Source organism: Embleya scabrispora DSM 41855 (assembly GCF_000372745.1).
Classification (GTDB): Bacteria; Actinomycetota; Actinomycetes; order Streptomycetales; family Streptomycetaceae; genus Embleya; species Embleya scabrispora.
The window spans coordinates 1-23,314 of sequence record NZ_KB889685.1 but is presented as its reverse complement, the minus strand read 5'-3'; the positions used below and the strand labels follow the sequence as shown (position 1 = coordinate 23,314).

Sequence of the window (23,314 nt, the reverse complement as noted above, 5' to 3'; positions counted from 1 at the left end):
CCGCCGGATGCGCGGCCGCGACGCGGGGCGAAAGGTGTATTTGTAACGTTTCATGCGTCCGCCGGTCCGGCGGTGGTGAATAGAGGCCCGATCATGACGCCTGCGTTCAGATTTGACTCTTCTGCCCATACGGAGGGCGCAATAGAGTTCAGGACTTGCACACATCAAGTGCGTCAGATGCACCGGGGCGAGGGGATCGCAGATGTCCGACGGCATAACGGGGGCCCATTTTTCCAAGGCCCAGCCGTCAGGGTCGCATTCGTCCGGGTCCCAGTCCTCGCTGCACCGGGCCAACCTCGATCGGGTCCTGCACGCGGTGCGCATGGCGGGGGCGCTCACCCAGGCCGAGATCGCCAGGAGTACCGGGCTGTCCGCCGCGACGGTGTCGAACATCGTACGGGAGTTGAAGGCCCTCGACATGGTCGAGGTGACCCCCACATCCTCCGGCGGCAGGCGGGCCCGCAACGTCTCGCTCAGCCGCGCCTCGGGCGTGGTCGTCGGCATCGACTTCGGCCACCGCCACCTGCGCGTGGCGATCGGTGACTTCGCGCACCGGGTGCTCGCCGAGGAGCACGTCCCGATCGACGTCGACTCCTCCGCCGACGAGGGCTTCGCGCTCGCGGATCGCCTGCTGGGCGTGCTGCTGGAGCGCGCCGGCGCGGTCCGGGGCGAGGTCACCGGCGTCGGGCTCGGCGTGCCCGGCCCGATCGACATCGACACCGGCGCGCTCGGCTCGACCACGATCCTGCCGGGCTGGGTGGGCTGCCACCCGCGCGAGGCGATGCAGGCTCGGCTGGGCCTGCCGGTCCTGGTGGACAACGACGCCAACCTCGGCGCGCTGGGCGAACTCGTATGGGGCGCGGGCGTGGGCTGCACGGAGATGGCCTACCTCAAGGTGTCCGGCGGTGTCGGCGCGGGACTGGTGATCGGCGGCCGGCTGTACCGGGGTCCTGGCGGCACCGCGGGCGAGATCGGTCACATAACCCTGGACGAGTCCGGGCCGGTGTGCCGGTGCGGCAATCGGGGCTGCCTGGAGACCTTCACCAACGCCTCCTACCTGCTCGACCTGCTGCGCGGCAGCCACGGCACCGACCTGACCATCCAGCGGATGATCGAACTCGCCAAGGCAGGCGACGCGGGCTGCCGGCGGGTGGTCGCGGACGCCGGCAGGCACGTGGGCGTGGGCGTGGCGAGCCTGACGAACCTGCTCAATCCGCAACGGATCATCCTCGGCGGCGACCTCGCGGGCGCCGGCGACCTGCTGATCGCGCCGATCGTCGAGTCGGTCGGGCGGTACGCCATCCCCAGCGCGTCGCGCCGGCTGAGCGTGGTCACCGGGTCGCTCGGCGAGCGGGCCGAGGTGCTCGGCGCGATGGCGATGGTGATGAGCGAGATGACCCCCTTCGCCATCGAACGCGCGCCCGAGATGCAGGTAGCGGGCGCCTCGGCGTGAGCTGTCGCGCACGGATGGCTCATCGGTGTACCCGGATGCGAACCATCGGCCGGCTTCGCCGCGTCTAGACTCGATGGACGCCTCTCCTGCACGCAGACCCGTGGGGGCGGTGACGGATCCGACGAAGGAGGAACGGGTGGCCCTGCTGGACAGCGTTCGAGGACCCCGTGATCTCAAGGCCCTCTCGCCCGAGCAGCTCGCGCAGCTCGCGGACGAGATCCGCACCTTCCTGGTGGAGTCCGTCTCCAAGACCGGTGGTCACCTGGGTCCCAACCTCGGTGTGGTCGAGCTGACCATCGCGATGCACCGGGTGTTCGAGTCGCCGCGCGACAAGATCCTCTTCGACACCGGGCACCAGAGCTACGTGCACAAGATCGTGACCGGCCGCAAGGACGGCTTCGGGCAACTGCGTCAGGCCGACGGACTGTCCGGCTATCCCAGCCGTGCCGAGTCCGAGCACGACGTGATCGAGAACTCGCACGCCTCCACGGTGCTGTCCTGGGCGGACGGCCTGGCCAAGGCGTACCAGGTGCGCGGTCAAACCGATCGGCACGTGGTCGCGGTGATCGGCGACGGCGCGCTGACCGGCGGCATGGCATGGGAGGCGCTGAACAACATCGCGGCGGCCAAGGACCGCCCGGTGATCATCGTGGTCAACGACAACGAGCGTTCGTACGGCCCGACCCAGGGCGGCCTCGCCGACCATCTCGCCACGCTGCGCACCACGCGCGGCTACGAGCGTTTCCTGGAGTGGGGCAAGGGTGTGCTGGGCCGCACCCCGGTGGTCGGCGGACCGGTCTACGACATGCTGCACGGCGCCAAGAAGGGCCTCAAGGACGCGGTCGCGCCGCAGGGTCTGTTCGAGGACCTGGGCCTGAAGTACGTGGGTCCGATCGACGGGCACGACGTCGAGGCGGTGGAGAACGCGCTGCGCCGGGCCCGCGGCTTCGGCGGGCCGGTGATCGTGCACGCGATCACCCAAAAGGGCAGGGGCTACGCGCACGCGGTCAACGACGCGGCGGACCAGTTCCACGCGGTGGGCGTGATCAACCCCGAGACCGGCCTGCCGGTGAAGAAGTCGGGCGCGTCGTGGACGTCGGTGTTCGCCGACGAGATGGTCGCCATCGCGGACGAGCGCAAGGACGTCGTCGGCATCACCGCGGCGATGCTGATCCCGGTCGGGCTGCACAAGTTCGCCGCCAAGCACCCGGACCGGGTGTTCGACGTCGGGATCGCCGAGCAGCACGCGGTGACCTCGGCGGCGGGCCTGGCGACCGGCGGACTGCACCCGGTGGTCGCGGTGTACGCGACCTTTCTCAACCGCGCGTTCGACCAGGTCCTGATGGACGTCGCGCTGCACAAGTGCGGCGTGACCTTCGTGCTCGACCGAGCCGGTGTGACCGGGCCGGACGGCGCCAGCCACAACGGCATGTGGGACATGTCGATCCTCCAGGTCGTGCCCGGCCTGCGGCTCGCCGCACCGCGCGACGCGACGCAGGTGCGTGCCCAGTTGCGCGAGGCGATGGAGGTCGACGACGCGCCGACCGTGGTGCGATTCGGCAAGGGCGCGGTGGGCCCGGACATCGAGGCGATCGGCCGGATCGACGGCATGGACGTGCTGCGCCGCACCGGCCCCGAGCGCAACGGTGGCGGTGAGCGCGGCGACGTGCTGATCGTGACCGTGGGGCAGATGGCCGAGATCGGGGTCGAGGTCGCCGACCGGCTCGCCGACCAGGGCATCGCGGCGACCGTGGTCGACCCGCGCTGGATCAAGCCGGTCCCGGCCGGGCTCGCGCCGTTGGCGGCCCGGCACCGGCTCGTGGTCACGATCGAGGACAACGGCCGGGCCGGTGGCGTCGGCTCGGCGATCGCGCAGTCGCTGCGGGACGCGCGGGTGGACGTACCGCTGCGCGACTTCGGCATTCCGCAGGAGTTCCTCGACCACGCGGAGCGGTCGGACATCCTGGTTCGGATCGGCCTGAACGCCCAGGACATTTCACGCCAGGTGGTCGAGGAGATCGCGTCGAAGACCGTGGACGCGGACGCGGAGCAGCACGAGACGACGGCCTGACCGAGGGGCGCGCACGTCGCGACGATCCCGAGGGCGGGGGCGAGAAGCCAGGGGCTTTCGCTCACGACCCCGGGATCGTTTTGCTTTTCCCGGCTTCCCGGCTTCCCGGCTTCCCGGCTTCCCGGCTTCCCGGCTTCCCGGTCTTCTTTCGGCTTCCCCAAGGTTTTGGGGCTCCGGTCTGCGGGTGTCCGGGTTCGACTCCTCGGGACGAGTTCGAAGATCACCCTGACGCGCCGAGGATCGGTCACCCGAAAACAGGAGTGAAAGCCTCGATCATGGCAACGGTCTCCGCCACCAGGAGGTGTTGCCATGGCCAACGCTTTGTTTCGTACCAAGAACATCGAGCAGTCCATCCAGGACACCGATGTCTCCGAAGGGCACGGCCTGCGCCGGGAGTTGTCCGCACTCGACCTGATGGTCTTCGGCGTCGGCGTGGTGGTGGGCACGGGCATCTTCGTGCTGACCGGTACGGCGGCCAAGGACTACGCGGGGCCCGCCGTGGCGCTGTCGTTCGTGCTGGCGGGGTTCGTCTGCGGGCTCGCCGCGCTGTGCTACGCCGAGTTCGCGTCCACGGTTCCGGTGGCGGGTTCCGCGTACACGTTCTCGTACACCACGCTCGGCGAACTGCCCGCGTGGATCATCGGGTGGGACCTGATTCTCGAACTCGCGCTCGGCGTCGGGGTGGTCTCGATCGGCTGGTCGGGATATCTGACCTCGCTGCTCTCGCAGGCGAACATCGATCTGCCGCAGGCGATCACGGCCGCACCGGGCGACGGCGGGAAGGTCAACCTGCCCGCGCTGCTGCTCGTGCTCGGTGTCGCGACGATCCTGGTGTTCGGGGTCAAGCTCTCGGCGCGGTTCAACCTCGTCATGGTCACCGTCAAGATCGCGATCGTGTTGTTGGTGATCTTCGCCGGTCTCTTCTTCATCAAGACCGGCAACTACAAACCCTTCGTGCCTGATTCGCAGCCGCCCGGGGCCGGGAACGGTGGGCTCAAGGCGCCGCTCGTGCAGACCCTGTTCGGGTTCGAGCCGCAGATCTACGGTGTGATGGGGATCTTCTCCGGCGCGGCGCTCGTGTTCTTCGCCTACATCGGATTCGATGTGGTCGCCACCGCCGCCGAGGAGACCCGCAAGCCACAGCGCGACATGCCGATCGGGATCCTCGGCTCGCTGGTGATCTGCACGATCTTGTACGTGGCGGTGTCGCTGGTCGTGGTCGGCATGCAGCGCTACGACATGCTCTCGCCGTCGGCGCCGTTGGCGGAGGCGTTCCGGTCGGTCGGCAAGGGCTGGATCGCGACCATCATCAGCATCGGCGCGGTGGCCGGTCTGACCACCGTGTGCATGATCTTGATGATGGGGCAGAGTCGGGTCTTCTTCGCGATGAGTCGGGACGGGCTGCTGCCGCCGTTGTTCGCGAAGGTGCATCCCAAGTACGGCACGCCGCACATGAGCACGATGCTGATCGCGGTGGTGGTCGCGGCGATCGCCGGGTTCACCCCGATCCACGAGATCGACGTCATGGTCAACATCGGCACGCTGTTCGCGTTCCTGGTGGTCGCGGCGAGCGTGCTGATCCTGCGCCGGACCCGGCCCGAGCTGCCGCGCGCGTTCCGGGTGCCGCTCGTGCCGTGGCTGCCGATCCTGTCCATGGTGGCCACGCTGTGGCTGATGATCAACCTCAGCAGTGAGACGTGGCTGCGGTTCGTGGCATGGATGTTGGCCGGGTTCTTCGTCTACTTCTTCTACGGGAAGCAGCACAGCCGACTGCGGTGAGGGTGACGCTTGTTCGGTGACCGTTGTTCGGTGACGTGTGCGGGCCCGGGCCGACTCGACCCGGGCCCGCACACGTCATGGACGACGGTCGGGGTTCAGCCCCAGAGTTCGTCCGTGTACTTGTCGGTGCCGACCACGGTGGGAATCCACGGGGCGCAGAAGGTGACCCGGCCGATGCCCGAGGCGTCGATCCGCTCGGCCCACTGCTTGAACGCGTCCCAGCTCTCGCGCGGGTCGCCCTCGAGGAAGTACAACTGCATGCTGCGGGTCGCGGCGTTCGGGTCGCGCGGGACGAACGCGGGAGCGTCGTCCTTGAGCGGCACTGCGGTCCACGCTGCCACCGAGGCGATCGGCGAGCCCTTGAGGAAGTCCGGCAACTGCGCGGAGAACCACGCCTCCAGGTCCTCCTGCGTGGTGCCCTCGGCGCGCTGCACGGCGAGCGAGACCAACCCCTGGTAGTTGCGGTCGAGGGCCAGTTCCAGCGGGACCGGGTCCTCGTCGCGGTACCAGCGACTGTCGTGCAGGTACATGCCGGTGTGTGCGTGGATCCGGTGCTGGAAGCCGCGGTCGTTGCCGTAGAGCCAGTTGACCTGGTCGACCGCCCACGCGTTCCACTCGTCGAACTGGCCGTCGTTGATCCAGTAGATCGCGACGTAGGAGCCCGCCTCGATGTCGGGGACCACGTCGCTGTCGGCCGGGAAGCGCAGCGCCTTGAGGTCGGCGGTGGCCACCCAGCGGCTTCCCGCGAGCATGCCGGGGCCGATCATGCAGCCGGCGTAGTAGTGGTCGCGCTCGTACCAGCGGTTGTAGCCCACCTCGTGGCCGCGCTCGGGGTCCACGGCGGTGAACAGCATGCTGCCCACCCGGATCGGGTATTCCTTGAAGCTCATGACTGCCTTTCGGGTCGTGCGGTGACACGTGTCGGGCGGAACGGACCCGGTCGGGGACGCCGACCGGGCGGGGGTGATCAGGCCAGCCGGCGGAAGCGTGTGGTGCGATGCTCCGGCTCGGTGTCGAGCTTGGGGATGACGTGCTTGCCGAACAGTTCGATGGTCTTGAGCGTGTTCTCGCGGTTGTCGCAGCCCAAGCCGAGGACGAGCTGGTCCACGCCGACCGCCTCGTACGCCTTGACCGCATCCAGCACACCGTCCGGCGCACCGCAGATCAGCGCGCCGGCGTCGGCGGCGAACTCGACCAGCTCGGGGGTCAGGTCGGGCATCAGCTCGGGCCAGTACGGGATGCCCTCGGGATGCGGGAATGTGTCGTGATAGCGGAAGACGTTGCTGGTGAGGTACATCGGCCGGGCCGCGACCGCGTTGGCGACCGCCTGTTCCCTGGTCTCGGCGACGAAGCCGGTGCTCACCGCGAGCACGTTGTCGTTGACGAAGTCGGCGATCGGTTCGGCATTGCCGATCTCGCGCTTGTATCCGGCCACCAGCTTCTCGGCGCTCGCCGGATCGCCGATGGAGAACCCGAGGACGCCCAGGCCCATGCGGGCGGCCATCGCGTAGGAGGGCGGGCTGCCGGCGGCGTACCACATGGCGGGGTGTGACTTGCCGTACGGCTTGGGCAGGATCTTGCGTGGCGGGAGCTGCCAGTAGGTGCCGTCGTAGCCCTCGTAGGTGTCCTGGAGGAACATCTTCGGGAACTCGCGGATCACGTCCTCCCAGATCGCCTTCGTCTCGGACATGTCCTCGATGCCGGGCAGGAAGCCCAGGATCTCGTGGCTGCCGGCGCCCCGGCCGGTACCGAATTCGAAGCGGCCCTTGGTGAGGTGGTCGAGCGTCGCGACCCGCTCGGCGACCTTGGCCGGGTGGTTGACCTGGGGGAGCGGGTTGAAGATGCCGGAGCCGATGTGGATCCGCTCGGTGGCGTGGGCGAGATAGCCGCACATGACGTCGTTGGCGGACAGGTGCGAGTACTCGTCGAGGAAGTGGTGTTCGCTCAGCCAGACGTACTTGAAGCCGGCCCGGTCGGCGGCGATCGCGAAGTCCATGTCGTTCATCAGCGCTTCGTGTTCGGCGTTGGGGTTTCCCTCACGCCGGAACGACGGGTTGTAGCCCTGAAGAAAGATGCCGAATTCCATTGCACTCCCAGTTCCGCGGTCTGGTCGGGGCGAGGTGATCGGTCGGTGGGTTCGGGTGCGTTCGGGTTGCTTCGGTGGCTCGTTCGGGAGCCCCGGGGCGCGGGCGGGGCCGACGGGTGCGGGCGCCGGCGCTTTCGGTCAGGGGGTGAAGGTGCCGTCCGGGCGGCGAACCCAGCCGGAGGCGGCCATGGTGCCGCCGTCGACGTGCAGGGTGGTGCCGGTGACGAAGCGGGCCAGATCGCCGGCGAGGAAGACGATCGGGGCGGCGCAGTCGTCCGGTGTGCCCAGGCCGAGGGGGACCTTGGCGGCGTAGTCGTAGGCGCCTTCGTCGGTCTCGAACGTCTCCGCGAGGCCGGCGTCGCCGGGGGTGGGGATCGCGTCGGGGGCGACGCAGTTGACCCGGATGCGGCGATCCGAGAGTTCGAGGGCGAGCGACTTGGTGAGTTGTTCGACCGCGGCCTTCATCGCGGCGTACACCGCGAAGCCGGGTGCCGCGCGGAACGCCTCGATGCTGGTCACGTTGACGATCGAGCCGCCCTCGCGCATGAGCGGGGCGCCGTGCCGGATCACGTGCGTGACGGAGGTGAAGTTCTCGTCGACCAGTGCGGTCTGGCCCTTGGGGCGGACCTCCATGAACGGCGACCAGAAGCCGCCGCCGGCGTTGTTGACGAGGATGTCCAGACCGCCGAGTGTGCTGTGCGCCTCGTGGAGGAAGCGCTCGACGCCGTCGCCGTCGCGGACGTCGAGTTCGACCGCGAGCGTCCGACGGCCGCTCGCCTCGATCGCCTTTGCGGTCTCCTGGAGGCCGATCGGCTCGCGGTCGCAGATGGCGACGTCCGCGCCGAACCGGGCCAGTGCGACGGCCGTCGCCGCGCCGATTCCCCGGGCGGCGCCGGTGACCACGGCGATGCGATCGGTGAGCAGGGCGGCGGAAGGGTCGAGCAGCACGGGGGCACCTCACTGTGGATCGCGTACGTTGTCGCCTCGGCGCGGGGCCGCCGTCGCGGGCCGTGCTCTGCGCTGGGGTCACCATGCCACCTGACGACCCGTCACCTGAAGGGAGACGGCTGTCTTTTTCCGAGCCGGAGCGCGGGTGTTCACGCAGGTCCGCAGGTGATCTGACGCTTAGTCAGCAAAAGTGGCGGACATCACCGTTCGGTGCGGGTCGTACACGCGTGCCTGGCGGCGGTGGGGGCGGTGCGGGTGCGAGGGGGCGTTGGTTTGCGGGGGAGTGAGGTGGTGGGCGAGGCGGCGTACGCCCCCGGCGGGTGCGGTGCCGGTGTCGGCCGGCGTTGGTGGGCGCCGGAGCGATGGGGCTTGGGCGCGAGTGCCGGTTGGTGTTGGCGGGCGCCGGCGAGAGGCCCGGCGTGTGCTTGCGCCTGCGAGCGGTTGGGGACGCGGGACGCGGGTGCGGCCCTGCGTTGGGCCAGGCGCGGATGGTGGTAGGTGAGGCCACCGGGTGTGGGTGTCGGCGGTTGAGATTGTCGGTAGCCGGTAGCCGGTAGCCGGTAGCCGGTAGCCGGTAGCCGGTAGCCGGTAGCCGGTAGCCGGTAGCCGGTGCCGTGGGTGTGTGGTCGCGAGCGCAGGTGCCGTGCCGGCGGGGGTGGGTGCGGACGGGCACCGAGGTCGATGCCTGCGGGCGCGGGCGCGGGTGCCGAGGCCGGCAGTCGTAGGGCGCCCGGCGCCGATGAGCGAGTGGGGTGCGGGCAAGGTCGTCGGCGGATGCGGGTGTAGTCGTCGGAGGGCCCGGGCGGCGATGCCGGCGCGTGTGGTTGCGGTTGTTCATGGCACGTGGCCGTGGTCGCGGGTGCGGGCGAGTGCGGTCGCAGTTGCCGGTGGCATCGGTTGCGGGTGCCGGCGGAGGCGTCGGTGAGCGCGGGCCGCAGTCGTCAGAGGGTGCAGGCGTCGGTGGCCGCGGGCGCGGGTGCCGATGTAGGCGAGTGTGGTCGTGGGCGCAGGCGGCGTTGTGAGTGGCTGTCAGTGCGTGCGTGCGCGGGTACGTGGACGGGCGTTGGGGGCTCCTCGACAGCGCTTCGGGCCGGCCTCTTGCCGCTTCGCATGGATTGTCCGAAATCCATGCGAAGCGGATGCGGCGCTCACTACGCTCTGCGACGTGGCGCTATCTCCCGATTCCTGCGGCATCGTGGCCGACTTCGGCACGTGGCTTTCGCGAGCGGGCCGGCCGGCCCCTGACGCCGAGCGGATGATCGACGTCGTGGGCACGTTGCTCGATCTGCGGGTTGCCTGCCTGCGGATCGACGACCACACCCACTGGCGCGCCGGCGACCTGAACGCGCTGCTGGAGACGTTGGTGCCGGCGCACGTCGCGCTGCCCCGCGAGGAGACGGTGGGTCTGGTGGTGCCCGCGCTGCGCTTGTTCCTGGAGTTCCTGCGCGAGCGTGGGCCCCTGCATCCGGACAGCGACCGGCTCGACCCGCTGCTCGCGGTGCTGGATCGACACGAGGGCGAGCTCCCGGCCCGGATGGCGGATTCGACCTGCTGGGGCTCGGCGAAGAAGTTGTTTGTGGCGGGCTACGCGACTGGCTTCGGGCGCGGTAGGGCGCTGCCGGCGGTTCGGCTGCCGGACGAGCGCGAGTTGGCTCGGGCCGCGTCGGCGGCGCCGTCGTTCGCCGCTGCGCTCACCCTCGCCCGCTGGGTCGGTCGTGGGCGGCCGGTGACCGCGACCGGTGTCCTGTGCCGGGTGCCGGCCGCCGAGGCCGCGTCACTGCTGGGTATCGACGCACCGGTTGCGGGTGTTCGCAGCGCACGCGACGTCGAGCCGTTGCACCATGTCTGGTCGATCGCCTGTGCGGCGGGCCTGATCGAGGTCGGCCGCACCATCGCGACCGCGGGCGCGCTTACCCGGGCCTTGGCGGTCGGTCGGCCGTGCGACGTGCTGCGCGTGTGGTCGAGCCTGTGGGAGGGCGTGGCGGTCGGCGAGGCCACCGGGCGACCGGCGGTGCGTCGTGCCGGGCATGTGTTGCGCGGCGGCGACGTGATGCGCGAGCTGTTGCGCGAGTTGTACGACCACGCGGGGCGGTGGGTGCCGATGGGCGGGCTGTTCGAACTGCTCTCGTACACGCCCGACGGCCGGCCGAGGTCGCCCTCGGTGGCCGATCCGGCGCTGTTCACCGGCCTGACATTGGCCCACCAGATGGACGACCTGCGGGCGTTCGGTGTCCTGGAGATCCGAGAGCTCGTGGGCGGCGGCGCGCCGTTCATGGCGGTGCGGCTGACCCCGTTGGGACTGTACGGGCTGCGCACCCGCTTCCTCGAACTCGGCGTGCCCGCTCCGCTCACCGGCCCGGGCGGTGGGCCGAGCGAGCCCGCGCTGCCGCCGCTGTACGTGCCACCCACCTCCGAGTGCGCGCTGGCTGCTCGGATGTCGCCGCTGTTGGCGCAGGCGGCGGCGCTCGCGGAGTACGTGGAGGAGCACGGGCCACTGCCGGTCACCGGGGAGGAGGTACTGACGGACGAGGTCGCACGCCGGGCCATGGTCGATCTCGGTATCCCCGAGCAACCCTGTCGCCCCGTTGCCGGCCCGCCCCGTACCGCTCGGGGCGAGCATGCCCTGCACCGGCGCTGGACGCTTGCCTTGGGCACCGGTCTGCTGGTCCTGCTCGACGGCGCGGTGCACGTCGCGGACGGCCTGCGGGTGTGGCGCGAGGGCGGTGACCGCGAGCTGATCGCGCTCGCCGCGCGCGCGATGGTGGTGGTGGCCGAGGACAACGCGACCTTCGGCGAGGCCCACGAGCAGCGATGGGACGTCCCCGAGGGGCTTGCCGCGTCGCTGTTCACCGGCCTGGTGCAACTCGGCGGACCGCTCCCGGTGTCACTGTTCGTGGGCCTGGCGGTGCGTCGCGACCTCGACCACGTGGTTCGGACGCTGCCCACCGAGCCGCCGGCCGACGACGAGGCGTTCGCGCTCGGCCGGATCCTGGACGCGCCCGACCTGGTCCGGGAGATGGGCCGACTGTGCGCTGCGGCTGCGGGTACGCCCGACCCGCGCTCGTCTGCGCCCGAGTCACGCCTGCCTGCGATGGACCTGCGCCGGCCCGCACCTGAGGCCGACTCGCGTCCGCCCGCGACCGATTCGCGCACGCCTGCCCCTGCACCCGCGACCGACTCGCACCCGCCTGCGCCTGCGTCCGCAATCGACTCGCACCCGCCTGCGACTGTGCCGGCGACCGACCCGTATCCGCCCGTGCCCGCGACCGACTCGCACCCGCCTGCGCCCGCGACGGACTCGAGTTCGCCCGCGACGGACTCGAGTTCGCCTGCGCCTGCGCCCGACTCGCGTGCGCCCGCGTCCGATGCGCGTCCGCCTATGCCTGCGGCCGACCTGCGCCCGCCCGTTTCCGACACGTGTCCGCCAGCGCCTGCGACCGGCTTGAGCCCATCTGGGCCCGACCCCCACCCGCCTGCACCCGCGACCGACCCGCGCCCGCCCGCCACCGTGCCCGCCGATCGGGCATCTGACGAGTTGCTCGATCGGGTCCGTGTCGGGGTGATCCTGCTCGCCGATCGGCTGGCCGCGCTCGGCATTGTTCGGCGCACCGCCGAGGGCATTACGCTGACCGGCCTCGGTGGCACGCTCGTGCACCGGATGTTTCGTGAGCAGGGGCTGCCCGTCGCCACCGTCGACGACTACACCGCGGCGTCGGGCGCCCGGCTGCTCGGTGCGATGGGGGCATGGCCGCGACCGGTGGCGACGCGGACGTTCGCGAGCTGGATCGCGTGCCGCCCGGTCGACGCCGCGCTGTCCGAACTGTGTGCGGTTGCGGGCGCGGCCGGCCCCACCGAGCGGCTCATGCTCTTCGCCCACGTGGGTGACGCCGATCTGCCCGAGGCCGCCGTCGAACACGCCCTCGCCGAGGCCGTCGCCGACCCCACCCTCGCCCCGCACGTATGGAACTGGCGCCTCACCCACGACCAGGAAGTGCCACCCGCGACCTTGCGCACGCTGGCCTGGTTGACCGCGGACAACGCCGCCGCGGCGCTGCTCGGCCGGCACGAGGCGGCCGTACTGGGCCTGCTCACCGAGGTGACGGGCAGCCAGGGCCCGGGCGCCGACGTGGTCTTCGGCGAACTCGCGACGATGGGCCACCCCTGCGCCGAGGACGTGCTGCGCTTCGCCGAGGCTGCCCACCCCGACCCCGAGGTGGTCAAGGCCGCGCGCCGCGCCCTGCATCGACTGTGCTGAGCGCTCGACTGCGCCGTGCGCTCGACGCGGCGTTTGTGACGGGCTCAGGGCCGCCACAGTTCGCCGGGAGCCGGCTCCGGCCAGGGGATGTCGGCGCGGACCGCGGCGAAGAGTTCCTTGCAGCGCTTGTCGTCGAGCAGGACCACGCTCTGGCCGCCTCCGCGTTCGCCGAAGCCGGCGACGGGGGCGGTGCGAAACGCCAGGTCGGCTTCGCTGATGCCCTTGAGGTCGGTGGCCAGGTCGAGCAGTGCCTTGAAGTTGAGGTTGTCGTCGACGGTCAGCGACTTGGTCAGCGACTGCAACAGGTTCTCGGTGCGCAGCGGGCTGCCGAGCACGCCCTCCGCGGTGACCTTCTCCGCGATCGCGCCCAGAAGTTGCTGCTGGTGCGCCACCCGATCGAGGTCGCCCCGACCGAGCCCGTACCGCTGCCGTACGAACTTGAGCGCCTCGTTGCCGTCCAGCTCGGCCCGGCCCTTGTCGGCGTCCACCGTCACCCCGCCGAGCGCGTCGACCATGCCCTTGAAGCCGCCGAAGTCCACCGCCGCGTAGTGGTCGATCCGTACCCCGGTCAGGTTCTCGATGGTGGCCACGAGCAGTGCGGGGCCGCCCCACGAAAAGGCCGCGTTCAGCTTGGCCTCGCCGCGTCCCGGGATCGACACCCACGAGTCGCGCGGCAGCGAGATCGCCGAGATCGAGGCCCGACCGGCGGGCAGGTGCAGGATCATCATGGTGTCGCTGCGCCGCCCCTCCAGCGCCTCGGGGTCGGCGCCGGCCGCCGCCGCGTCCATTCCGACGAGCAGGATGTTCAGCGCTCGGCCGGCGGTGGGATCGGCCGGTGGGCGCGGTCCCGCGGCGGGGATGCTCGATCGGTCGAAGACTCCGTCGATGCGCTTGATGTTGGCGTTGAGCGAGTACACCACCCAGACCGTGCACCCACCGACCACGAACAGCGACAGCGTGAGCAGCGCGACCAGTCCCACGACCGCCTTGCGGCGCCGCGACCAGGGCTTGCGCTCGGGCGTCGAGGTCGGCTCGGCTTGCGCGTCCGCTCCGTCGACCCCGTCCGATCTGTCGGCCTCTCCCGTCTGGCCGGCCTCGTCCGCTCCGCCGGCTTCGTCCGTCCCGCCCACCTCGGCGGACTCGTCCGTTGCCCCCAGCGCATCCGTCATGCGCAGAAGCTAGCTGACCGGCCGTCAGCAATGGCAGGGAAATCGGCAAAGACTGCCGGGAATTTCGTAAACCATGTCGAGATCGAAGGCGAACGCACACTACGAGACCGGTGGTCGGTGGACCGGTAGCCGGTCAACCGTTCTCCAGGTGAGCACTCCCCAGAAGTCGGGCCGTTACGAGACCGGTCGTCACGAGACCCGTCGTCCCGAGAGTGTCGTCAGGAAACCGATCGCCACGAGACCGATCGCCGCATGCACACCCGAGGCCACCGATCCAACCCGATGGCCGCCTCGTGTGCCCGGATCGCCACCAGGCCCGGCGTCACCTCGGCGGCGTCGAGTACGCCGAACCCGATCCGCGCGTAGTACGGCGCGTTCCATGCCACATCCCGAAACGTGGTCAACGTCAACGCGAGCCCGCTGTCCGCCTGCACGCGATCGATCAGCGCCCGCCCCAGACCCCGGCGCGCCCCGTCGGGATGCACGGACACCTGCTCGATGTGCGCGGCGCCGTCCACGAGGTCCCAAATCACATAGCCCAGCGCCGACTCCGTCGAAGCTCCGACCACCAGGCATCGCCCGCCCGCCCGGTACGCGTGCAACTCCTCGACGGACAACGGCTCGTCCGCCGCGATCTCGGGCATCCCCACCGCTGCGAAGGCCATCCCGGCCGCCACCTCGATCTCGCGAAGCCGCTCCATCTCACCGACCTGTGGCACCCGAATCAGATCATTCACCCCCCAATCCTGCCGTGCACCCCGGCCGGCCCCCTCGACGGGCACCGAGCCCGGCCCCGTCCCCAGTCGCCCTCCTCGCCTGCCGCCCTGTTCCCAGCCACCCATTCCCCGCCACCGAACCCAGCCCCACCGAACCCCCCGTCACCGAACCCCCCGCCACGAACCCAGCCCCACCGAACCCCCGCCACCCCGCCGCACCGCGCGATCTGCATCCCTTCGGGTGACTTCGCAGTGGTGAAGCACCGCCGAAGACTCCCCGGGCGATATGAGTGGCTTATTCCTGATGGGCGATCTCGAGAGGCGGCACGTGCGGATGTTCGCAAGAGGGCGATTGGTCGCGGTGGCGGGCGGGGCTGTGCTGGCCGGTGTCGTGCTGGCTGCCGCCGGAACCGTCCAGGCGGCTCCCGTGGAGTCCAAGTTCGCCGCCGTCGGCACGGGTTCGGCGCGGGTCGTGTGCGTGAAGCCGTTGGACGGGGACGAGCGGCTGGGTCCGGATGACCTGCCCACCCGCGCGGAGCGGCCGGTGGGCCCGCTGTTGTCCGGCTACCGGCGGACCGGAAACCTGTCATCGGCGGCGTTCCTGGACAAGTACTGGAACAACGAGGCGAACGTCTGGAAGTACCCGCCCGACGACGGCTTCGCCCGGACCGACGGCGAACTCGACAAGCACGAGACGACCCTGCGGGTCGGTCAGGACCTGGATCGTTTCGGGTCGGAGTACGGCAGCTTCCTCGCCCCCGCCGGCGACCGGTACGCCAAGCGAGCCCTGCCGCCGCAGAACCTGATGACGCGCGATTCGGCCTTTCCCTGCGGCTACCACCGTTACGAGGTCACCCGGCCGTTCAAGGTCTGGCAGGGACGCATCGCCGCGTGGTTCGAACAGCCCGGCGGCGGACGGCAGATCCTTCTGGACCCGGTCTTCGTGAACCCGGGCGAGGGTCAACGGCTCAACGTCAAATGGCTGTTGGAGCACGACTACCTCAAGCCCGACGACGACGGTCCGGCCGGATCCGCGTTGCTTGCCGCCGCCCCGACACGCTGAGCGGTGGTGGATCGCCACGAGCTCTTCCTCGCCCTGCGCCGAGGCGGCGTGGCGCCGGGCGAGATGTGGATTCAGGACGCACACGAACCCGTACCGCTCCCACCCGAGTTCGTGTTCCTGCGCCGAGTCGCCGAGGCCTGGCAGACCGGCGTCTTCGAGCGCGGCGCATGGCACGTGGTAGCCGACTTCACCGACGAGGCCGCCGCCTGCGATCACGCGCTCCACGTCCTGGCGTTGCCGAGGGCCCCCTCGACCGATCCACCCATGAATTCGTCGCCCGATTCCCCGCCCCAGCCGTCGCCCGATCCCAGGACGAATCCCTCGCCCGATCCCGAGGCGAATCCTCCACCCGACCCCTAGCCGAACCCCTCACCCGACTCCGGCCCGAAAACCCCGCAGGGGTGGCTCCGAACAACGGAGCCACCCCTGCGTGCGGTTGCCTGCCGCGGACACGGACCCCGGCGGGACCCACCCCGGGTCCCACCGAGCCCTACACCCACGCCCAGCCGCGAGCCGCTACTGCGGCACGGAGGCCACGCCCGCGGGCAGGAAGCGCTTGCCCGCCGTCTTCTCGCTCACGCCCACCCGGTCCAGGTATGGCGTGATGCCGCCCAGGTGGAAGGGCCAGCCGGCGCCGGTGATCATGCACAGGTCGATGTCCTGCGGGGCGGCGACGACGCCCTCTTCGAGCATGCGGTTGATCTCGTCGGCCAGGGCGGCCAAGGCGCGGTCGCGGACCTGTTCCTCCGTGGAGGGGGAGTTGCCCACCTCCAGCAGGGCGGTGACCTCGGGGTCGACCTCCTGGGTGCCCGAGGCCCAGGTCAGGAAGGAGCGCTTCCCGGCCTTGACCACGCGCTCCAGGTTGGGGGAGACGCCGAAGCGGTCCGGGAAGGCCGTGTGCAGGGTCTCGGCGACGTGTGCGGCGATCGCCGGACCGACGAGTTCGAGCAGGACCATCGGGGACATCGGCAGGCCGAGCGGGGCCAGCGCGTTGTCGGCGACCTCGATCGGGGTGCCCTCGTCGACCGCGGCCAGCACCTCGCCCAGGAAGCGGGTGAGGACGCGGTTGACCACGAATGCCGGGGCGTCCTTGACCAGGACCGAGGTCTTCTTGAGCTGCTTGGAGACGGCGAACGCGGTGGCCAGCGCACCGTCGTCGGTCTGCTCCGCGCGGACGATCTCCAAAAGCGGCAGGACCGCGACCGGGTTGAAGAAGTGGAAGCCCACGACCCGCTCGGGGTGCGCCAGCTTGGCGGCCATCTCGGTGATCGACAACGACGAGGTGTTGGTGGCCAGGATGCAGGTCGGCGAGACCACGGCCTCGACCTCGGCGAACACCTGCTGCTTGACCGACATCTCCTCGAACACGGCCTCGATCACGAAGTCGGCGTCCGCGAACGCGTCCTTGGTCAGCGAGCCGGTCACCAGCGCCTTGAGCCGGTTCGCGGCGTCCGCCGAGACGCGCTTCTTGAGCAGGAGCTTGTCGACCTCGGCGTGCACGTAGCCGACGCCCTTGTCCACGCGCTCCTGGTCGATGTCGGTCAGGACGACCGGCACCCGCAGGCGACGTGCGAACAGCAGCGCGAGCTGCGAGGCCATCAGCCCGGCGCCGACCACGCCGACCTTGGTGACCGGGCGCGCGAGCTTTCGGTCGGGGGCGCCGGCCGGGCGCTTGGCGCGCTTTTGGATCAGGTTGAACGAGTACAGCCCCGCGCGCAGTTCGTCGCCCATGATCAGGTCGGCGAGCGCGTCGTCCTCGGCGTCGAAGCCGGCTTGGAGCGAGGCGACGTCGCCGAATCGCGCGGAGCGCGCCGCGTCGATGATCTCCAGCGCGCGGTACGGCGCGGGGGAGGCCCCGTGCACCTTCGAGTCGGCGATCGCGCGACCTCGCTCGATCGCCGCGTCCCAACCGGCGCCGCGGTCGATCTCCGCTCGCTCGACCACGATCTCGCCGGAGACGACCTTGGCCGCCCACACCAGCGACTGGGCCAGGAAGTCGGCGGACTCCACCAGCGCGTCCGCGATCCCGAGCTTGAATGCCTTGGGGCCGTTGAGCTGCCGGTTCTGGTTCAGCGCGTTCTCGATGATCACGGTGACCGCGTCGTCCGGGCCGATCAGGTTCGGCAGCAGTACGCAGCCGCCCCAGCCGGGGACCAGACCCAGGAAGCACTCCGGCAGCGAGAAGGCCGGCACCGCGGTGGAGATGGTGCGGTACGTGCAGGCCAGGCCGATCTCGACGCCGCCGCCCATCGCCGCGCCGTTGTAGAACGCGAAGGTGGGCACGGACAGCGTGGTCAGCCGCTTGAACGTGTCGTGGCCGGCCTTGCCGATGGCGTGCGCGTGCTCGCGCAGGCCGACCTTCTCCACGCCCTTGAGGTCGGCGCCGACCGCGAAGATGAACGGCTTGCCGGTCACCCCCGCCGCGACGATGTCGCCCGCCGCGGCCAGGGCCTCGACCTTGTCGATCGCGCCGTTCAGTTCGCCCAGACCGGCCGGGCCGAACGTGTTCGGCTTGGTGTGGTCGAAGCCGTTGTCGATCGTGATCAGCGCGAACTTGCCCGCGCCGCCCGGGAGGTCGAGCACGCGTACGGGGAAGTGCGAGACCAGCTCGTCCGGGAAGACCTCGGCGGCCAGTCGGGTCAGGTCGCTCACTTGTCGTTCCCCTCGGAGTTCGCGCTGTCCGCAGTCCAGTTCGGGTTCTCCCAGATGACGGTCCCGCCCATGCCGAGCCCGATGCACATCGAGGTCAGGCCGTAGCGGACCTCGGGGTGTTCCTCGAACTGGCGCGCGAGCTGCGTCATCAGGCGCACGCCGGACGAGGCGAGAGGGTGGCCGAAGGCGATCGCGCCGCCGTACTTGTTCACGCGCGGGTCGTCGTCGGCGATCTTGTAGTGGTCCAGGAAGGACAACACCTGGACCGCGAACGCCTCGTTCAGTTCGAACAGGCCGATGTCCTCGATGGTGAGGCCGGCGCGCTCCAGGGCCTTCTCGGTGGCCGGGACCGGGCCGATGCCCATCACCTCGGGCTCGACGCCCGCGAAGGCGAACTGCACGAGCCGCATCTTGATCGGCAGACCCAGCTCACGCGCGGCGTCCTCGGAGGCGAGCAGGCACGCGGTCGCGCCGTCGTTGAGGCCGGCCGCGTTGCCCGCGGTGACCCGGCCGTGCGGACGGAACGGGGTCTTCAGCGCGCCGAGGCCATCGAGCGTGGTGCCCGGGCGCATCGGCTCGTCGACGGTGGACAGGCCCCAGCCCTGCTCGACCGAGCGGGCCGCGACCGGCACCAGGTCGGGCTGGATCTTGTTGTCGGCGTACGCCTTGGCGGCCTTGTCCTGGCTGCCCACGGCGAACCTGTCGGCACGCTCCTTGGTCAGCTGCGGGAAGCGGTCGTGGATGTTCTCCGCGGTGTTGCCCATGACCAGCGCGGACGGGTCCACGAGCTGCTCGGAGATGATCCGCGGGTTCGGGTCGGCGCCCTCGCCCATGGGGTGGCGGCCCATGTGTTCGACACCGCCGGCGACCACGACGTCGTAGGCGCCGAACGCGATGCCGCCGGCGGCCGTGGTGACCGCGGTCATCGCGCCCGCGCACATGCGGTCGATCGAATAGCCGGGCACCTCGCGCGGCAGACCCGCGAGCAGCGCCGCGGTGCGGCCGATGGTCAGGCCCTGGTCGCCGATCTGCGTGGTGGCCGCGATGGCGACCTCGTCCACGCGGGCGGGCGGCAGCGACGGGTTGCGGCGCATCAGCTCACGGATACACGCGATGACGAGGTCGTCGGCTCGCGTCTCGTGGTAGATGCCCTTGGGGCCGGCCTTGCCGAAGGGGGTACGGACGCCGTCTACGAAGACGACGTCCCGGACGTTACGAGGCACGAGCGCACACTCCTCCTGCGATGGGTACGAGCCCCATGCTACTCATGAGTAACCAATGGTCCTAGCCCTCGGTCCCACTCCGCTCGCCGTGATCCGCCGGACCGGCGCCGCCGGTGCTCGGGATCGACCCGGTGACCGGCACGTTTGCGGCGATCGGGCCGACGGCCGGGCGGCGCCGTTCGTGTCCGAGCGGGTGCCGTGACACGCGAACGGGTGTGCGCGGGCAAGGCGTGCGAGCGGGCAACCCTCCGGGCGGGCGGGCGAACGAGGCGGGGTCGCCCATCACCGCATCGGGCGCCGGAGCCGTCATCGCCGCGACGCCCGGGTCCGGGGCGCGAGCGCTCGCATCGGCTGCCAAGGCCCCGGCGGGTTGCCCGCCACATTGCCCCGCCGGGCTGCTCCGAGGTGATTGCCAGGGCTCCGGATTGCGCCGACTCGGCCCGACTCTACGGATTTCCCCGGCTTGCCATGCTTTGCCGCGCCGGAGATCCCCGGCCGGACGTGATGCGATCCACGCTCGACGAGGCGCGCCTTTACTTCGGCTTGACTGTATGGGGGCATTCGGCTGACAAAATAAGCCAAGCCTAGGCTTGGTTAGCCTTGCCTAATAATTGCTTTTTGTCCCTTTTGTATTTCCGCTGGTCCCTGTCGTCCGTCTGCCGGGCATGGACCCGTCTTCGCTTGTTCTCGTCCCCGGGAGAGTCCATGTCTGTTGTCCGTCGCCGCCCCGCCGTCCGCGTGCTGGGCACCGGGCTGCTGCTCGCGTTGCCGTTGGCGCTCACCGCGTGCAGCAGTGACGAATCCTCCGGCGACGCGGTCAAGGTCACCGCCAAGGACAAGTCGTGCGACGTCGCCAAGAAGGACTGGTCGGCGGGCAAGAACAGCATCAAGGTGACCAACAAGGGCAGCCAGGTCACCGAGTTGTACGTCTACGCCCAGGGCGACCGGATCGTCACCGAGCGGGAGAACATCGGCCCCGGCACCTCGGCGACGCTGAACTTCGAGATCAAGGCCGGCAAGTACGAGGTCGCCTGCAAGCCCGGCATGAAGGGTGACGGCATACGACAGACCGTCACCGTCGCCGGCACGCCCGCCGAGAAGCCGGTCGACCCCCGACTCGCCCAGGCGGTCGCGCACTACCGCGCCTTCACCACCGAGACCGTCGACCGGATGTTGCCGATCGCCACCGAGTTCGTGAACGCGGTCAAGGCCGGCGACGTGGCCAAGGCCAAGGACCTCTACCCCAAGTCGCGCCTGGGCTGGGAGACCATCGAGCCGGTCGCGGAGAGCTTCGGCGACCTCGACCCGCAGATGGACGCCCGCGAGGCGGACCTGGAGCCGGGTCAGGAGTGGTCCGGCTGGCACCGGATCGAGAAGACGTTGTGGACGACCGGGCAGATCACCGACGCGGACAAGGGCTACGCCGACCGCCTGCTGGCCGACCTCAAGACGCTCCAGTCGAAGGTGGGCACGGCCGAGATCACCCCGACCTCGATCGCCAACGGCGCCAAGGAACTCCTCGACGAGGTGGCCACCGGCAAGGTCACCGGTGAGGAAGAGGCGTTCAGCCACACCGACCTGTGGGACTTCGTGGGCAACGTGGACGGCGCGAAGAAGGCGTTCGACCTGCTGAAGCCGTACGTGGCGGAGAAGGACGCGGCGCTGGCCGGCACCCTCGACGGCGAGTTCGCCAAGATCCAGGGCCTGCTGAACAAGTACAAGCAGGGCGAGGGCTACGTTTCCTACGACACCGTCGACGACGCCAAGCGCAAGGAGCTCTCGGACGCGGTCAACGCGCTCGGCGAGCCGCTGTCCAAGCTGGCCGGCGTCGTCGCCTAGTCATGCCCCACGTCGCAACGCGCCAACAATCGGCCGCTTCACCAGGCCGGACGCAGCACGCCTGCCGCCGCACCGAACGTCCATAGGGAGGGCACCATGACCGAGATCGAACACGGCACCGAGGCGGTCGAGCAAGCGGGCGACGGTTTCAGCCGGCGGGCCCTGCTGGGCTGGACCGGCGGTGCGCTCGTGGTCGGAGCCGCCGCGGCCGGCGGGGTGGCCACCGCGGTCACCGGGACCGACGACAAGTCGTCCGCGCCGACCCCGGGCGCGGTCGACTTCCACGGCGTCAATCAGGCCGGTATCGCCACGCCGGTGCAGGACCGGCTGCACTTTTGCGTCTTCGACGTGATCACCGACGACCGCGCCAAGCTGGTGCGCATGCTTCAGCAGTGGACCGCCGCGGCGGCCGCGATGACCGCCGGCAAGGCGATCGGGACCGGCGCGGACAGCGGCGTCCCACAGTCGCCGCCGGACGACACCGGCGAGGCGGTCGGCCTGCCGCCGAACAACCTCACGCTCACCGTCGGGTTCGGCCCCACGCTGTTCACCAAGGACGGCAAGGACCGGTTCCAGATCGCCGCGAAGAAGCCCGAGGTGCTCGCCGAACTGCCCTTGTTCCCGGGTGACAAGCTCGACCCGCAGCGCTCGGGCGGCGACATCGCGGTCCAGGCGTGCTCGGACGACCCGCAGGTCGCGGTGCACGCGATCCGCAACCTGGCCAGGATCGGCTTCGGCGTGGTGTCGGTGCGCTGGTCCCAGCTGGGCTTCGGCAAGACCTCCTCGACCACGCCCGAGGCGATGACGCCGCGCAACCTGTTCGGGTTCAAGGACGGCACGCGCAACATCGCCGGTACCGAGACCGACCGACTGCGCGAGCACGTGTGGGTGCCGGCCGGCGAGGGCCCGCAGTGGATGAGCGGCGGGTCGTACCTGGTCGCCCGCCGGATCCGGATGCACATCGAGACCTGGGACCGGACCTCGCTGCAGGAGCAGCAGGACATCATCGGCCGGTCCAAGGGCGTCGGCGCGCCGCATGGTGCGACCGGCGAGCACGACGTGGTCCCGCTCAAGGCGCTGCCGGAGAAGTCGCATGTGCGGCTGTCCCACCCCGACTCCAACAACGGTGTGACCATCCTGCGCCGCGGCTACTCGTTCGTGGACGGCTCGGACGGGCTCGGCCGGCTGGAGGCGGGCCTGTTCTTCCTGGCCTACCAGCGCGACCCGCGCAAGGGCTTCATCCCGCTCCAGCAGCAGTTGGCGGCGAACGACACGATGAACGAGTACATCCAGCACGTGGGTTCGGCGCTGTTCGCCTGCCCTGGCGGGGTGCGCGGTGCGGACGACTACTGGGGCAAGGCGTTGTTCGCCTGAGTATTTCCCAAGCCGCGTCGCTCACCTGCGCGAAGGGCCCGATCCGCACCTGGGATCGGGCCCTTCGCGCATGCCTGGCGCGGTGCTCAGGCGGCTGTCGCGGTCTCTTGCGGCGCCGGCGCCGGGTTCTTGGTGCCGCCCTTGGGGAGCAGGAAGAACAGGGCCATGACCGGGACGAGGTAGAGCAGCCAGACGGTGACCTGGAGGACCGTGGGGTCGGGTTGGAAGTTGAGGATGCCCTTGAGCAGGGTGCCGTACCAGCTGTCCGGGGGGATGGTGTCGCTGATGTCGAAGGCGCGGTCGGTCAGGCCCGGGAGGAAGTCGGCCTCCTGGAGGTCGTGGACGCCGTAGGCGAGTACGCCGGCGGCGACGACGACCAGGCCGGCGCCGGTCCACAGGAAGAATTTGGCCAGGTTGATCCGGACGGCGCCGGCGTAGAAGAGGTAGCCCAGGACGACGGCGGTGGCCAGGCCGAGGGCGACGCCGATCATCGGGTCGGTGTTCTCGCCGGTGGAGCGGGCGGTGCCCCACACGATCACCGCGGTCTCCAGGCCCTCGCGGCCCACCGACAGGAACGCGGTCAGCACCAGCGCGCCGGTGCCCATCGCCAGCGCCTGGTCCAACCGACCCTGGAGCTGCGCCTTCAACGCGTGCGAGGTCCGCCGCATCCAGAAGATCATCCAGGT

16 protein-coding genes are annotated in these 23,314 nt (G+C 70.3%); 8 read left to right on the top strand and 8 right to left on the bottom strand.

The window, feature by feature from the left end:
• Positions 1-202: 202 nt before the first annotated feature.
• From A3IC_RS0131595 to A3IC_RS0131585, 3 genes are all read left to right on the top strand, one after another.
• Positions 203-1,453 carry an ROK family transcriptional regulator gene (locus A3IC_RS0131595; RefSeq protein WP_052173901.1) on the top strand — a complete coding sequence of 417 codons (1,251 nt, stop codon included), beginning with the start codon at positions 203-205 and terminating at the stop codon, positions 1,451-1,453.
• Positions 1,454-1,589: 136 nt separating this feature from the next.
• Positions 1,590-3,524 carry a 1-deoxy-D-xylulose-5-phosphate synthase gene (dxs, locus tag A3IC_RS0131590; protein ID WP_052173907.1) on the top strand — a complete coding sequence of 645 codons (1,935 nt, stop codon included), beginning with the start codon at positions 1,590-1,592 and terminating at the stop codon, positions 3,522-3,524.
• A gap of 309 nt (positions 3,525-3,833) precedes the next feature.
• Entirely contained in the window at positions 3,834-5,303 is a 1,470-nt protein-coding gene (locus A3IC_RS0131585) for an amino acid permease (RefSeq protein ID WP_020554084.1), read from the top strand.
• A gap of 95 nt (positions 5,304-5,398) precedes the next feature.
• Here A3IC_RS0131585 and A3IC_RS57570 read toward each other — a convergent pair whose 3' ends face one another.
• The 3 genes from A3IC_RS57570 to A3IC_RS0131570 all read right to left on the bottom strand — a co-directional run bounded on the left by A3IC_RS57570 (position 5,399) and on the right by A3IC_RS0131570 (position 8,337).
• Positions 5,399-6,193, bottom strand: a complete 795-nt coding sequence (locus A3IC_RS57570; RefSeq protein ID WP_020554083.1) for a hypothetical protein — start codon at positions 6,191-6,193, stop codon at positions 5,399-5,401.
• 77 nt (positions 6,194-6,270) lie between these two features.
• Complete coding sequence (locus A3IC_RS0131575) at positions 6,271-7,389, bottom strand: LLM class flavin-dependent oxidoreductase (protein WP_020554082.1); 1,119 nt, start codon at positions 7,387-7,389, stop codon at positions 6,271-6,273.
• Between the two features lie 138 nt (positions 7,390-7,527).
• The gene (locus A3IC_RS0131570; protein WP_020554081.1) at positions 7,528-8,337 is read right to left on the bottom strand and encodes an SDR family NAD(P)-dependent oxidoreductase; all 810 of its coding nucleotides are present in this window, start codon (positions 8,335-8,337) and stop codon (positions 7,528-7,530) included.
• Positions 8,338-9,502: 1,165 nt separating this feature from the next.
• Between A3IC_RS0131570 and A3IC_RS0131565 the strand changes: the two genes are divergently transcribed.
• Positions 9,503-12,592: a hypothetical protein gene (locus A3IC_RS0131565; protein ID WP_158696164.1), complete on the top strand. Its 3,090-nt coding sequence runs from the start codon at positions 9,503-9,505 to the stop codon at positions 12,590-12,592.
• A gap of 44 nt (positions 12,593-12,636) precedes the next feature.
• On the opposite strand, the gene A3IC_RS57565 is transcribed toward A3IC_RS0131565, so the two are convergent.
• A complete protein-coding gene (locus tag A3IC_RS57565; protein ID WP_020554080.1) occupies positions 12,637-13,761 on the bottom strand; it encodes an LCP family protein in 1,125 nt (374 codons plus the stop codon).
• Between the two features lie 218 nt (positions 13,762-13,979).
• Entirely contained in the window at positions 13,980-14,498 is a 519-nt protein-coding gene (locus A3IC_RS0131555; protein WP_020554079.1) for a GNAT family N-acetyltransferase, read from the bottom strand.
• A gap of 283 nt (positions 14,499-14,781) precedes the next feature.
• Here A3IC_RS0131555 and A3IC_RS0131550 point away from each other — a divergent pair, with 283 nt between their 5' ends.
• Together A3IC_RS0131550 and A3IC_RS66920 are read left to right on the top strand one after the other, a co-directional pair.
• Positions 14,782-15,540, top strand: coding sequence for a TNT domain-containing protein (locus A3IC_RS0131550; protein ID WP_020554078.1), 759 nt, complete (start codon positions 14,782-14,784; stop codon positions 15,538-15,540).
• Between the two features lie 6 nt (positions 15,541-15,546).
• A complete protein-coding gene (locus A3IC_RS66920; protein WP_158696163.1) occupies positions 15,547-15,900 on the top strand; it encodes a hypothetical protein in 354 nt (117 codons plus the stop codon).
• Positions 15,901-16,056: 156 nt separating this feature from the next.
• Here the strand turns inward: A3IC_RS66920 and A3IC_RS0131540 are convergent, their stop codons facing one another.
• Positions 16,057-18,192, bottom strand: a complete 2,136-nt coding sequence (locus A3IC_RS0131540) for a 3-hydroxyacyl-CoA dehydrogenase NAD-binding domain-containing protein (RefSeq protein WP_020554076.1) — start codon at positions 18,190-18,192, stop codon at positions 16,057-16,059.
• Positions 18,189-19,415 carry a thiolase family protein gene (locus A3IC_RS0131535; RefSeq protein WP_020554075.1) on the bottom strand — a complete coding sequence of 409 codons (1,227 nt, stop codon included), beginning with the start codon at positions 19,413-19,415 and terminating at the stop codon, positions 18,189-18,191. Before A3IC_RS0131535 ends, A3IC_RS0131540 begins: the two co-directional genes overlap by 4 nt.
• A 705-nt stretch (positions 19,416-20,120) precedes the next feature.
• On the opposite strand from A3IC_RS0131535, the gene efeO reads away from it, so the two are divergent.
• Positions 20,121-21,254 carry an iron uptake system protein EfeO gene (efeO, locus tag A3IC_RS0131525; protein ID WP_040877464.1) on the top strand — a complete coding sequence of 378 codons (1,134 nt, stop codon included), beginning with the start codon at positions 20,121-20,123 and terminating at the stop codon, positions 21,252-21,254.
• Between the two features lie 96 nt (positions 21,255-21,350).
• A complete protein-coding gene (gene efeB, locus A3IC_RS0131520) occupies positions 21,351-22,628 on the top strand; it encodes an iron uptake transporter deferrochelatase/peroxidase subunit (RefSeq protein WP_020554072.1) in 1,278 nt (425 codons plus the stop codon).
• 86 nt (positions 22,629-22,714) lie between these two features.
• Here efeB and A3IC_RS57555 read toward each other — a convergent pair.
• A partial coding sequence (locus tag A3IC_RS57555) for an FTR1 family iron permease (protein WP_020554071.1) occupies positions 22,715-23,314 on the bottom strand: 600 nt, incomplete at its 5' end.

Coding starts and splice junctions, on each gene's coding strand:
- A3IC_RS0131595 (WP_052173901.1), top strand. CDS start 203: ATGTCCGACGGCATAACGGGGGCCCATTTTTCCAAGGCCCAGCCGTCA.
- A3IC_RS0131585 (WP_020554084.1), top strand. CDS start 3,834: ATGGCCAACGCTTTGTTTCGTACCAAGAACATCGAGCAGTCCATCCAG.
- A3IC_RS57570 (WP_020554083.1), bottom strand. CDS start 6,193: ATGAGCTTCAAGGAATACCCGATCCGGGTGGGCAGCATGCTGTTCACC.
- A3IC_RS0131575 (WP_020554082.1), bottom strand. CDS start 7,389: ATGGAATTCGGCATCTTTCTTCAGGGCTACAACCCGTCGTTCCGGCGT.
- A3IC_RS57565 (WP_020554080.1), bottom strand. CDS start 13,761: ATGACGGATGCGCTGGGGGCAACGGACGAGTCCGCCGAGGTGGGCGGG.
- A3IC_RS0131550 (WP_020554078.1), top strand. CDS start 14,782: ATGGGCGATCTCGAGAGGCGGCACGTGCGGATGTTCGCAAGAGGGCGA.
- efeO (WP_040877464.1), top strand. CDS start 20,121: ATGTCTGTTGTCCGTCGCCGCCCCGCCGTCCGCGTGCTGGGCACCGGG.
- efeB (WP_020554072.1), top strand. CDS start 21,351: ATGACCGAGATCGAACACGGCACCGAGGCGGTCGAGCAAGCGGGCGAC.